We start from the raw sequence: 13173 nt of genomic DNA, 5'->3' as shown, positions 1-13173 counted from the left end.
CGGGTGCAGAACAGGTGCCTTCTCGGGTGCGGTTCCGTTGTGGACCGGACGGGACTCCTCAGGTGGCCGAGGTGTTGCCCTGACAACAGGAGTTCACTACAGTCCCGGCGACCTCGTGAATTCCTGACCAAAGGGTCGTGATGCCAACTCGCCGCCGCAGGACCACCGTCAACCGGACCGCCATCGCCGTCGGCGTCCTCGCCGCCACCGCCGGCCTGTTCCTCGCCCCCGCGTCCGCCGGCGCCGCGGCCGGGCCGACCGCCCTGCCCGCGGGCCAGTACACGCTCACCGCGAACTACCACCAGTTCGACGCGGTCAACTCCGCACTCGTCTCGACGCTGGGCACGGCGGCCGTGCACACGGTGATGGACAACGCCAACCACGACCGGCAGGCGCTCCCCTCGTCGTTCTCCCCCAGTGGCCTCGTCACCGGCTTCCGGTTCAGCAGCGGGGACAACTCGGACTGCAGGAGCTACCCGCAGGGCATCACGACCAGCCGGGACGCGGTAGGCACGACCAACAGCGGCACCTACGACGGCCACCAGCTCGTCCTCGTCAGCTGGTACACCCGGGACGAATGCGGCGGGGACCACGAGCGGAGCCGGATCACGCTCGTCGACTGGGACGCGACCTACCCCAACAAGTACCGCAAGATCCTTCTCGTGGAGCCCACCGGGAGCGCGGCGACGCCGAACTTCAAGGACATCCCGATCCACGCCGGCGGCGTCTCGTGGTTCGGCGACTACCTCTACGTCGCCGACACGGGCCGCGGCATGCGGGTGTTCGACATGCGCAGGATCCTCAGGACCAACACCGGCGGAACCGCCGACCAGATCGGCCGCCAACCCAACGGGGTGTACTACGCGCACAACTACGCCTACGTCCTCCCCCAAATCGGCACGATCACCTCGAGCACCACGTCGGGCACCAACCTCGCCTGGTCCTCGATCTCGCTGGACCGGGTCAGCAGGTCGATCGTGATGACCGAGTACACCTGCCAGTCCGGCTGCACCGCCTACCCCAACCGCGCGCCCCGGGCCGTCCGCTACCCGTTCCCCGCCGGCGCCACCACCTTCGCCGCCACGACGACCGCGAGCCAGGCCCTCCAGCTGCCCTGGTACAACCTCAACGGCGTCGCCTCGCACAATGGCCGGTGGTGGTTCAACTCCTCGGGCCAGAAGAAGCTGCACTACTGGACTCCGAGCGCCGGCCCGACCACCTACTCCTGGGTGAGCGGTGGGGAGGGCATCTCCTACTGGGAGGACACCGCCAACCCCGACCTGCTCTGGACGCTCATGGAGGGAACCGGCAACCGCAACGTGTTCGCCGTGGAGCAGGCCGCCTACGACGGCTGACCCTCCCACCCGCCCGCAGGCCCTCCCGGCTGGCAACGGGAGGGCTTGCGGGCACACCTACTCTGGAGTAGGGAAGGGTTTTCCGAAGAACCCCGGGAGGAACCATGCGTCGGCGCCGTGTCGTTCTCGGTTCGGTGGTCAGCCTGCTGGCCGGGGTCCTCGCAGGGTTGTCGCCCGCTGCGGCCGAACCGGTGGCGGCCGAGGAGTTCCTGTGGGGTGTCGCCACGTCCGGCTACCAGTCGGAGGGCTCGCCGCCCGACAGCAACTGGCACCGCTACGAGCAGGCCGGCACGTCCTCGATCAAGGACCCGTACCGCGACGCGGTCGACTTCCGGCACCGCTACGCCGAGGACATCTCCAACGCGAAGGCGTTGGGGGTGCGGGTCTTCCGCTTCGGTGTCGAGTGGGCGCGGGTCGAGCCCCGCGAAGGCGTGGTGGATCAGACCGAGCTCGCCTACTACGACGACGTGGTCGACCGCGTGCTGCGCGCCGGCATGCGGCCGATGATCACCCTGGACCACTGGGTGTACCCGGGCTGGGTCGTCGACCAGGGCGGCTGGGACTCCGACGAGACGGTCGAGGACTGGCTCACCCACGCCCGCCGGGTCATCGAGCGGTACCGCGACAAGGGCGTCATCTGGATCACCGTCAACGAGCCGACGATCTACGTCCAGAACGAGATCGGCAACGGTGGGTTGGAAGCCTGGCAGGCACCGTGGATGTACTCCCGGCTGGTGACCGTGCACCGGCGTGCCTACGACCTGATCCACCAGCTCGATCCCGGGGCGCTGGTGTCCAGCAACGCCGCCTACCTCCCCGGCGGCATCCAGGCCGGTCTGGACGTGACGTTCGTCGACCACGTGAAGGACAAGCTCGACTTCGTCGGGGTGGACTACTACTACGGCGCGAGCCTGGACAACCTGTCGGCGGTCCACGGCGCCGGCGGCGAGTTCTGGAAGATCGAGCCGCAGCCCGACGGTATCTACTACGTACTGCGGTACTACGCACGCAAGTTCCCCGACCTGCCGCTCTACGTGGTGGAGAACGGCATGCCCACCGACAACGGCCAGCCCCGCCCGGACGGCTACACCCGCTCGGACCACCTGCGCGACCACGTCTACTGGATCCAGCGGGCCAAGGCCGACGGCATCGACGTCATCGGCTACAACTACTGGAGCATCACCGACAACTACGAGTGGGGCAGCTACCGTCCGCGGTTCGGTCTGTACACCGTGGACGCCCTGACCGACCCGTCGCTGACCCGTCGGCCCACCGACGCCGTGGCCACCTACCGTTCCCTGATCGCGGCCCACGGCGTGCCGGCCGGCTACCTGCCGGTCCAGCCACCCGCGGTGTGCTCCCTGGTGGACGGTCTGAACAGCTGCCTGTCCCCCGCCCCCTACCCGGGGCCGCTCACGCCCCTTCGGTGAGGTTCGGTTGGATGGTCGGTGTGGGGACCAACAACTACAAGTACTTGCTGGCACTGGTACTGGCAGTGTCGGGCTGTACCGGGGCCGAGGCGAACGCTCCGGAATGGTGGACGCCGAGCCCGGGTGAGGCGGCGGACTGGGACTGGCAGATCGACGAGCCCTACGACCTGACGGCGCCGCGCGCGATGTACGACCTGGACCTGTTCGAGCTGGCGCCGAAGGGTTCGCGGCTGTCCTACCCGGACGGGTCCTCGGTGGAGGTGCCGGAAGGTGCGCTCGCGGGCGAGGTCGAGCGGCTCCACGCCAGGACCCCGCGGCCGGTGGTCATCTGCTACCTGGACACCGGCGCGTACGAGGACTACCGGCCCGACGCGCACCTCTTCCCCGGACACCGCGCGGACATCCCCAACCGCCCGGCCCGGCCGGAGCACGGCTCGGTGATCGGCTGGGACACCGGCTGGGAGGGCGAACGCTGGCTCGACATCCGCGAGGGCTCCCGCGAGCGGTTCGCCGACATCGTCTGGGCGAGGCTGGACCTCGCCCGAACGCTCGGCTGCGACGGCGTGGAACCCGACCAGAACAACCCGCTCGGCAACGACCCCGGCTTCGCGATCACCCTCGACGACCAGATCTCGTGGTACCGGGAGGTCGCCGAGCAGGCGCATGCCCGCGGCCTGTCGGTCGGTATGAAGAACGGCCACGATCAGCCCGGCGCCGTCGACGCGCTGGTCGACTCGTTCGACTGGGCCCTTCCCGAGGAGTGCGCCGAGCTCGACGAGTGCGCGGCCCTGCAACCCTTCGTAGACCGGGGAAAGGCCGTGTTCGCCGTCGACTACCAGGGATCGGTCGACCCGGCAACGGCCTGCGCCGCCCACCGCCGCGCCGGTTTCGACGGCCTGGTCAAGGACGAGCCTCCCACCGGGGCCTACCGCACCGCCTGTTGACCACAGTCGTTGGTTGGTTGGTTGGTTCTTTTCCGGAAACCCGGAAAGTCTATTGCCACGGGAATTTCCCACCGATACCTTCGAGCGCGTAACGGCGAATTCCTGGGGGGCCGTTCACGTCCCGTGCGTGCAGCGCACGGCCGGCTCCGCCGCGCCGTCACCGGAGCGGAGGTCCAGATGCGCATCGGCGGAAGGATCGGGACCGGTGTCCTCGTGCTGGGGCTGGTGTTCGCCACCGCCCCCGCCGCGAACGCCGCGTCGCCACGAGCGGCGAACGCCGGCACCGGCACTGACACGATCACCCTGATCACCGGCGACCAGGTCACGGTGCGGGGCGGCACGGCCGTGTCCGTGCGGCCGGGCCCTGGCCGGGAGAAGGTCACCTTCAGCAGGTTCAGCGCGGGCGGGCACCTGTTCGTCCTCCCCGACGACGCGCGGCGGCTCGTCGCGACCGGGCTACTGGACCAGCGGCTGTTCGACCTCACGACGCTCCGCGAGTTCGGCTACGACGACGCGCACAGCGACACCGTGCCGCTGATCGTCACCCACCAGGAGGGCCGGGCCGCGCCCCGGGCGGGGCGGGTGGGCCGCGAGCTGCCCAGCATCGACGGCGTCGCGACGACGGTGGACAAGGCCGAGGCCGGCGCGGCCTGGGAGGCACTGACTGACGGCACCACCACGCGGACGATGGCCGAGGGCGTCACCGCGGTGTGGCTGGACGGCAAACGCCGGTCCACACTGGACCAGAGTGCCGTGCAGATCGGCGCGCCCGCCGCCTGGGACGCCGGTGTCACCGGCTCGGGTGTGACGGTCGCCGTGCTCGACACCGGCGTCGACCAGACCCATCCCGACCTCGCCGACCGGGAGGTGGCGGAGCGGAACTTCAGCGACGCGCCGGACAACGTGGACAACGCCGGCCACGGCACCCATGTCGCCTCGATCCTGGCCGGTACGGGTGCCAGGTCCGGCGGCAAGTACCGCGGGATCGCCCACGGGGCGTCCATCTTGGACGGCAAGGTGCTCGACGACGGCGGCTTCGGGTTGGACTCCTGGATCATCGCCGGGATGGAGTGGGCCGCCGAGCAGGGCGCCGACATCGCCAACCTCAGCCTCGGTGGGTTCGACACGACCGCCGTCGACCCGCTCGAGCAGGCAGTCGAGTCGTTGACCGACGAGTACGGCACCCTGTTCGTGATCGCCGCCGGCAACTCCGGGCCGGGCGAGCACTCGGTCGGCTCGCCGGGCACCGCCCCGTCCGCGCTGACCGTGGGCGCGGTGAACCGCGACGACACGCTGGCCGAGTTCTCCAGCCGGGGCCCGACCGAGGAGCCCGGTGTGATCAAGCCGGACATCACCGCTCCCGGCGTCGGGATCGTGGCCGCCCTGCACTCCGCCGGCACCATCGGCGATCCGGTCGTCGACGGCTACACGGCCCTGACCGGGACCTCGATGGCCGCCCCGCACGTCGCCGGGGCGGCGGCGCTGATTGCGCAGCTGCACCCGGACTGGACCGGCCAGCAGGTGAAGGCCGCGCTGACCGCCGCTGCCGAACCCGCGCCGGGCGTCGGGGTGTACGACCAGGGTGCCGGGCGGGTGGACGTGGCGCACGCGCTCACCCAGACCATCGTCACCGAGCCGGCCGTCGTGCACGTCGGCATCGCGGCCTGGCCGCACGACGACGACGAGCCGCTGAGCCGGACCGTGACCTACCGCAACCTCGGCGAGACCGACGCGACGCTGGACCTCGCGGTGTCCGGGACCGGTCCGGACGGAGCCCCGGCAGACGTGTTCTCGCTGAGCACCGACGAGATCACGGTTCCGGCCGGCGGGGAGGAGTCGGTGACGGTCACCGGCGACACGGACCGCGGCGGAGTGGACGGCCACTACTCCGGGACGATCACCGCCACCGGTGGTGGTTCGGTGACCCGCACCCCGGTCGTGGTGACCCGCGAGGTGGAGAGCTACGACCTCACCTTCGACTACGTCGACGAGAACGGCGCGCCGACGAGCGAGTACAGCACCTTCCTGGTGGGCATCGACAGCGGCCGGGTCGTTGTCCCCTACGACGAGGACGGCTCGGAGACCGTCCGGCTGCCGAAGGGCCGTTACTTCGCCGACCACCTGATGGTCCCCGGCCAGGAGGGCCGGGTGCACGCGATCCTGCACCCGGGGATCCTGCTCGACCGGGACCTGCGCCTGGACGTGGACGCCTCGGCCACCAGGCCGGTCGAGGTCACCCCGCCCGTCTCGGCGACCCTCGGCCTGGCCGAGGTGGGCTATCTGTTCCAGGTCGACGGCGCTCCGTTCATCGCCGCGGGCTTCGCCGTCGACGTTCCCGGGACCCTGTACAGCGCGCAGGTCGGCGAGCCGTTGCCGGGGACCGCGATGTCCGGCTGGGTGAGCACCCACTGGGCGGGCGAGGACGGGGCCTACTACGGCCTCGCGTGGGCGCTGGACGAGTTCCCGACCGGCTACACCAGGGACGTGGAGCGGGGTGAGCTCGCGAGGCTGCGGGTGGAACTCGGCGCGGGGCTGGAGGGCGGCAGCGCAATGCGGTCGAAGACGCCGCTGCCCGCGCCCGGCGTGGTGCCGGCGTTCGAGTACGGCTATGACGTCTCGCTGCCCGGCACCCGCACCGAGTACGTCACCACCGAGGACCTCACCTGGCGGAGCAGTCTGTGGCAGTACACCGCCGAGGACGAGCTCGTCCTCCTGCTCGACACACCGTGGCGGTCCTACCAGCCGGGCCGCACGTACCGGGCGTCGATGAACAAACCGGTGTTCGGGCCCGGGCTCCCGCCGGCCGCCTTCCCGTGGGCCAGCCGGCTCGACGACGCCATCGAGGTGTACCTCCCGCTGTTCACCGACGGCCACGACAACGCCTCCACCGCGTTCGCCACCGAGTCCGGCTCGACGAGGTTGTACCGGGGCGACCAGCTCGTCGGGGAGTCAGCGGAACCGGGCTACGGCTACTTCCCCGACCTGCCGGCCGAGCCCGCCCGGTACCGCCTCACCACCGAGGCGACCCGCGCGCACTTCGACGTGTCCACGAAGATCAGTGCCGAGTGGACCTTCATGTCCTCCACCGTGGACGGATCGGCGGCGCTCGAGCTGAACGTGGTTCGCTTCACGCCGAAGGTGGCCCCCGACGGCAGCGCCCCGGCGAGTAGGCCGTTCCGCGTGCCGGTGCGGGTGCAGGACGAGAGCGGCGCCACGGTGCGCCCGACGCGGATCACGGTCGAGGCGTCCTACGACAAGGGCGCGACGTGGCGGCGCGTACCGGTCGGCCACGACCTGCTCGCCACGCTCCACCACCCGGCGGATGCCACCTCGGTGTCGTTGCGCGCGTCGGCGACCGACCGGGACGGCAACACGGTCAGGCAGACCGTGCTCCGCGCCTACACGCTCCGCTAGCGGATGGACTGACCAAAGCCGAAGAACGCCTCCGGGTCGTATGTCGCCGTGACGGCCCGGAGGCGTTCGCCGCTCAGCCGGCGGGGACCCCGACCTGGCCAGGCACCCGACCGGCCACGAGCACGCGGATCAGCAGCGTGGTCATCGCCGCGGCGGCCAGGGCCATGCCGAGGTTCAGGACGCTGAACTCGTCGCGGGTCAGCTGGTTGTTGAACACCGTGACGGCGAGGATGCCCGCCGTCCAACCGAAGGCGAAGATCATCGCCGGAGGCGCCCAGCGCGAGGGCAGCACCGACGAGGCCAACAGCAGCGCCCCCATCAGGATGTCCGGCACCAGGAACGGGTTGTCCGACTCCCAGACGCCGTCGTAGGTCGCCAGGTACACCAGCATGATCGCGGCGAGGAGCAGTCCCACCACGCGGGCCGCCCGGATGACTGAAGTATTCGACATGTATCGAATAGACCGTACCGGAGGTAGAATCTTCGTTAGTTGTCGAAGAGACGGCTCGGCCCCTTCGCCCGCGGGCGAAGGGGCCTGAGGGACGGTCAGGGGAGGAACGTCTCACACGAGAGCGCCGTATCCCTCTCGTCGACCCGGCACCGGTCGACGCCGCTCTCCCCGTCCACCGTGTCGTCCGGCGCGGCGAGCAGAGCCGTGTCCCTGGCGTCGAGGGTGTCGTTGCCGGAGCCACCCAGCAGGACGTTGCGACCGAGGAACTCGGTGAGGACGTCGTTGCCGCCGTGTCCCTCCAGCCGGTCCGTGCCAACGTCGTCGATCTCGAAGGACCCGCCGGTGATGGTGTCGTTGCCCGCGCTGCCGCGCATGAGGTCGCTCCCGGCGCCGCCGTTGATCCGGTCGTCGCCCCAGTCGCGGGTGAAGTCGCTCCCGTCGCCGCCCTCGAGGCGGTCGCCGCTGCCGCCGCCGGACATGGTGTCGTTGCCGGCGAACCCCTCGATCTGGTCGGCTCCGGGGTTGCCCGACATGATGTCGTTGCCCGCGTTCCCGGCGATCTTGTCGGCGCCGGTGCCGCCCTCGATGACGTCGTCCCCGGCGCCCCCGCAGATCACGTCGTCGCCGCCGTTGCCGAAGATCGTGTCGTTGCCACCCAGGGCCGCGATGACATCGCGTCCCCCGGTCCCGTTGAGCTGGTCCTGCTGTTCGGTTCCTTCCTGGGTGACCTCGAAGCCGTAACACTGGGTCACGCTGGCGGCCGCTGGAACGGCCGGCACGACGAGTGCCGCGAGCCCCACCACGGCGGCCAGGGCCGCCGTCGTCCTCCGGTTCATGAGCTGTCTCCTTCGCTGCTGCGCCGGGCCCTCTCGGCCCGGCGCGATACGTGGGAGACAGCGTGCTCGCGGGGATTGCGCCCCGGTTGCGGTCGGCGTCGCGCCGGCCCTCAGCGCCCGCCGGCCGCCCCGGTCTCCGGGTTCTCGGTCTCCGCCGCGGCCTCGGGGGTGGGGGCGCTGCCGCCGAGGTGGGCCGGCAACCAGAACGGGGCCTCGCCGGGCGGGGGCACCTCGGGGTACTCGCGCTGCGCCGTGTCGAGCAGCGCCGACATCCGCGACCGCAGGTCCTTGGTGAGCACCTCCGGGTCGTCCCCGGGAGCGGGCCGGAACGGCTCGCCGACCCGGATCAGCACCGGGACGTGGCGCTGGGTCAGGTTGCGCGGGTGGCCCTTGGTCCACAGCCGCTGGCTGCCCCACACCGTCACCGGGATGACCGGCACCTCCGCCTCGGCCGCCATCCGGACCGCGCCGGTCTTGATCGGCTTCACCGTGAACGACCGGCTGATGGTGGCCTCGGGGAACACCCCGACGACCTCGCCGCCGCGCAGCGCCGCCACCGCCTCCCGGTAGGAGGCCTGGCCGGCGGACCGGTCGACCGAGATGTGCCGCATCCCCCGCATGAGCGGCCCGGCGATCCGGTTGGCGAAGATCTGCTGCTTGGCCATGAACCGGGCCCGGCGCCTGGCCGGGAGGGCGGCGAGCCCGCAGAAGACGAAGTCCAGGTAGCTGACGTGGGTGCAGGCGAGGACAGCCCCGCCCGACGTCGGGACGTGCTCGGTGCCCCGCAGGTCGAGGCGCAGGTCGAGGACCCGGAAGAGGGCTTTGCAGGACAGGATCACCGGCGGGTAGACGAGTTCCACTCATGCCTCATTTCGACGGGGGCTGCTACCCATCATCCCTGGAACGGCCGCCGGCCGGCCGCTCCAGCGGCTCCTGACGTAATGAAACCCACAGGTCACACGGGTTAACCTGGTATGGACCGGCCGGGGCGGGCGGCGCCCCGACCGGGGCTGTAGGCGCCTCCCGGGTGCGCCTACAGCCGTTCGACCCAGATGGCGCGGAACCTCGGGTTCGGGCCGGGGTCGCCGTGGTCCTGCAGCCGGAGGTGGCCCGGCGCCGGGCCCTCCGCCTGGCCGTTGCCGGTCTTGCTGTCGATGGCGACGTCGTCGTGCACCGTCACCCCGTTCCAGACGACCGTCACCCGCGCGTCCGCCACCTTCGCCCCGGCGCTGTCGAAGCGGGCCGCCCGGAAGACGATGTCGTAGGTCTGCCACTCCCCCGCTTCCCTGGCCGCGTTCACGTCCGGCGGCCGCTGGAGGTAGATCGCGCCCGCCGTGTTGTTCGCCGGGGCGAGGCCGTAGGACTCCAGCACCTGGATCTCGTAGCGCTCCTGCAGGTAGAAGCCGCTGTTGCCGCGGGCCTGCCCGGTGACCTCCGGCGGGTAGTCCGGCTCGTACCACTCCGCGTGCAGCCGGAAGTCGCCGAACCTCTCCTTGGTGCGGATGTCCCCGCCGAGCGACTCCACCGAGCCCTCGGCGATCGGCCAGGTCGCGGGCGCTCCGGAGGTGGTCTCCCAGGCGTCGAGGTTCGTCCCGTCGAACAGCGTGATCCGCCGGGTCGGGGTGACGGTGATCTTGTCGAGGTTGACGTGGCCGATGTCGGTGTCCTCGTACCGGTAGGAGATCGTGTTCGCGCCCTCCCGCAGCTCGACGGTCTCGACGTGGTCGGCCCACCTGTTCCAGGCCACCGTGCTCGGCAACCAGACCTGCTTCACCTTGGTGCCGTTGACGTACAGGCTCATCGACCGGGGAACGGGACTCGGGTCGGAGTTCTGCCCGTTGGCGTACCGCAGCGCGACGTCGTGGCGGCCCGCCTGCTCCGCCCGGACGGCGAACGTGGTGCTGGCGCCCGGCGCCCAGTTGCGGTCCACGAAACCGGCACCCGAGTAACCGGTGTGGTTGGTGTTCCACCCGGTGCCACCGGCGAGCTGTGCGGACTCCGCCTCGTACTCGGGCGGAGCTGTCGTGCCGTCGGGCAGCCGGTTGAGCGTGTACCAGGCCTCGGTGCTCCACAGCTCCTGCCCGGACTCCGAGGCGAACGGGCGCGGCGAGTGCACGTACACGACATGGCCGGGTTGGAGACCGGCCAGGCGGAGCGTCACCGTCCTGCGGTCGGTCGACAGCGTCGCCGAGGTGACCTCGACGGTCTCCTGGTCGATCTTGGGACCGCCGTACTGCGGGGTCGCCACGTAGCGCCACTGCTCGGCGCGGTACCTCGAGGCCAGGTCCCGCGCTGTCTCCGCCGAGAGCGGCTGGGTGTAGGTGAGCTCGAACCCCCCGTCGACCGCCCGCATCGAGTGGATGTCGAACGCCCGAGCCTGGTCGAAGGACAGCTTCTGGAGGCCGTACTTGAGCTTGCCCGCCTGCCCCCAGTTGCCCTCCCAGCCGATGCCGCCGGTGTAGATCGCGCCGTCGGGACCGAGGCTGATCCGGTTCACCCCGGACTCGAGCCCCTGGGTCATCCGGAACACCGCGCCCTGGTACTCGCCGCCGACCTTCTCCAGGTACGCGCGTTGCAGGCCGCCGTAGGTCACGTCGCCGAACACCAGCTGGCCCTGGAAGGTCCCGTTGGGCAGCACGAGCGGGTTGCTCGGCGAGTTGGAGATCTCGCCGTGCGGCAGCCAGAGCACCGGCTCGGTCACCGGCTGGTCGTCGTAGGGGCCGTCGGGGTTGGTGTGGTGGTTGTAGAAGGCGCCCTGTTCGATGCGCACCAGCTTGGACGTCGGCACGTACATGCCCTGGTTGTCGGTGACGAAGAAGTCGCCCTCCGGCCCTCGACCGGGGCCGTTCGGTGTGCGCAGCCCTCCGGCTACATAGGACACCTCACCGGTCGCCCTGCTGATCTTCAGAGTCGAGCCGCGGTTCGGCACCGGCTGCGGGTCGGCCGTCGCCCCGCCGGGAACCATCGCGATGCCCGTGGTGACGTAGAAGTAGCCGTCCTCGTAGAGCAGGCCGAACGCGAACTCGTGGTAGTTCCCGCCGAAAGGCCAGGTCGCGATCCTGCGGTACTCGTCGGCTACCTCGTCGCCGTCGGTGTCGACGAGTGCGGTCAGACCGTCCTTCTCGGACACGTAGACGATGCCGTCGACGTAGGCGAGCCCCATCGGTTCCTGGAGGTTCGTGGCGATCTTCTTGTAGGTCACCCGCGACGGGTCGGTGCTCCCGGTGACACCGTCGATCAGGTACACCTCGCCGAGCACCGTCTCCCGGTCGCCGCCCCAGGTGCTGATGGCGAGGCGGCCGTCGGGCAGCCAGTCCATCCCGGTCACCTGCGGCTGGAAGCCCTCGGGGCGCAGGTTGGTCAGCGTGTAGTCGGGGTGGACGCCTGCGAGCGGCAGCCCGTCGCCGGGAGAGTCGGTGACGCCCTCGCACTCCTTGCGTCCCGGCGAGGTCACCCGGGTGACGTCGGCGTCGGTGCTCAGCACGCTGTTGGGCACGAGCGTGAACCCGTCCGCCCCCGGCGGCTGCCACTCGAGCTTGAGCCGCTGGTCGTACTCGCCGTCGAAGTGGTCGATGCGCAGCGCGTGCGGACCGGCGTCGAGGGTTGTCGAGCCGTCCTTGGGCGTGGCGCCGTGCCGCCCGGGGTGGTCCACCACGACCGCGCCGTCGAGCAGGAGGCGGGCGCCGTCGTCGCTGGTCAGTCGGAAGTGGTACTCGCCGGCGGTGCCGATGTTCAGGTAGCCGCTGACCTCGGTGACGAACTTGTCCGCGATACCGAAGTCGGCGGTGGTGGTCCAGTCGACCACCGGCATCAGCTTGTCGACGTTGGGGGTCTGGCCGGTCTTGAGCGTGCAGTAGTCGTCCAGAACCACCTGCACGTCGAAGGTCCGCATGGTCACGCCCGGCTCCTGGGGCGGGATGTCGGGTGGCTGGGCGGCGGCGACGGGGACGGGGACGACCAGAACCGCTGTGACCGCGGCGAGCAGGGCGACGAACGGCCGCATTGGCCTACACCTCCAGGGGTTGCCATTCACAGAAGAAGACAACTTCCGCCGTAAGTCAACAACGTTCGGCGTTCTGGGGCGAAAGTACCGCCGTTCGGAGCAGATGTGCTGAGGTAAGCGATTTCCTGACGGACTCAGCGGACGCTGACCCGCCGCGGCCGGTCGGAGTCCGGCCAGACGTAGGGCAGGTCGTCCGGAACGTCGGGGAACAGCGGCCGGTAGTGCTCGGCGTCCTTGCGCACCAGGGCTGACTGGTGGCTGCGGTGCAGGGCGGGGTCGCCGAGCCAGGGCGGCAGCTCACCGGCGGCGGCGAGCTCGGCCTGGTCGCGCACGGCGACCAGGCCGAGGTCGGCACGCAGCGTTGCCGCGCAGGTGTCGGCGTGCCCCCGCTCGGTCCAGGCGTCACAGACCACGAGCCCGTAGCGCACCAGCGCCTCCTCGTACCCCGCCCACATGGCCGCGGCCGGGTGGTGGCGCCAGCCGTATCCGGGCACGGTCAGCGCCCGCAGTACCTGGATGGCCTCCACGCGCTGCTTGCCCAGCCGCCGCTGGTCGAGCACCCGAGCGGTCGCGGCGAAGTCCACACAGGGCAGAAACGTCTGCAGTTCCGCCTCCCCGGGTTTTTTGGGTGTTGGTCACCTTTTGGGCCGCAGGTGCTACCTGGGTACGTACTTGTGGTCAGGTTACGTCACGGTCCCCTGAGGTGGCGGTTGTGGAGGGGGACGGGATGCGTTGTTTAC

9 protein-coding genes are annotated in these 13173 nt (G+C 70.6%); 4 read left to right on the top strand and 5 right to left on the bottom strand.

All coding sequences use genetic code 11. From position 1 onward, the window contains the following. Positions 1–140 precede the first annotated feature (140 nt). The 4 genes from BU204_RS36615 to BU204_RS36600 all read left to right on the top strand — a co-directional run bounded on the left by BU204_RS36615 (position 141) and on the right by BU204_RS36600 (position 7143). Positions 141–1355, top strand: coding sequence for a hypothetical protein (locus BU204_RS36615; RefSeq protein ID WP_075130382.1), 1215 nt, complete (start codon positions 141–143; stop codon positions 1353–1355). A 104-nt stretch (positions 1356–1459) separates the two neighbouring features. Continuing rightward, on the top strand, positions 1460–2785 hold the full coding sequence (locus tag BU204_RS36610; RefSeq protein ID WP_075130381.1) for a family 1 glycosylhydrolase: 1326 nt from the start codon (positions 1460–1462) through the stop codon (positions 2783–2785). Positions 2786–2796: 11 nt separating this feature from the next. Continuing rightward, positions 2797–3729 carry an endo alpha-1,4 polygalactosaminidase gene (locus BU204_RS36605; RefSeq protein ID WP_083661962.1) on the top strand — a complete coding sequence of 311 codons (933 nt, stop codon included), beginning with the start codon at positions 2797–2799 and terminating at the stop codon, positions 3727–3729. Between the two features lie 177 nt (positions 3730–3906). Beyond that, a complete protein-coding gene (locus tag BU204_RS36600) occupies positions 3907–7143 on the top strand; it encodes a S8 family serine peptidase (RefSeq protein WP_075130383.1) in 3237 nt (1078 codons plus the stop codon). Between the two features lie 73 nt (positions 7144–7216). Here the strand turns inward: BU204_RS36600 and BU204_RS36595 are convergent, their stop codons facing one another. The 5 genes from BU204_RS36595 to BU204_RS36575 form a co-directional block, all read right to left on the bottom strand. Then, positions 7217–7594: a hypothetical protein gene (locus BU204_RS36595; RefSeq protein WP_143230019.1), complete on the bottom strand. Its 378-nt coding sequence runs from the start codon at positions 7592–7594 to the stop codon at positions 7217–7219. A 95-nt stretch (positions 7595–7689) separates the two neighbouring features. Further along, positions 7690–8430, bottom strand: a complete 741-nt coding sequence (locus tag BU204_RS36590; protein ID WP_075130379.1) for a calcium-binding protein — start codon at positions 8428–8430, stop codon at positions 7690–7692. Positions 8431–8540: 110 nt separating this feature from the next. Then, entirely contained in the window at positions 8541–9290 is a 750-nt protein-coding gene (locus BU204_RS36585; RefSeq protein WP_075130378.1) for a lysophospholipid acyltransferase family protein, read from the bottom strand. Between the two features lie 173 nt (positions 9291–9463). Continuing rightward, the gene (locus tag BU204_RS36580; protein WP_075130377.1) at positions 9464–12433 is read right to left on the bottom strand and encodes a family 16 glycoside hydrolase; all 2970 of its coding nucleotides are present in this window, start codon (positions 12431–12433) and stop codon (positions 9464–9466) included. Positions 12434–12567: 134 nt separating this feature from the next. Continuing rightward, on the bottom strand, positions 12568–13038 hold the full coding sequence (locus BU204_RS36575) for an MSMEG_6728 family protein (RefSeq protein WP_075130376.1): 471 nt from the start codon (positions 13036–13038) through the stop codon (positions 12568–12570). Positions 13039–13173 lie beyond the last annotated feature (135 nt).

The sequence above is a fragment of the Actinophytocola xanthii genome, from assembly GCF_001921205.1.
In the GTDB taxonomy this organism is placed as follows: domain Bacteria; phylum Actinomycetota; class Actinomycetes; order Mycobacteriales; family Pseudonocardiaceae; genus Actinophytocola; species Actinophytocola xanthii.
Note: the sequence above shows the minus strand (reverse complement) of the source record. Positions and strands in the feature narration are given on the sequence as shown.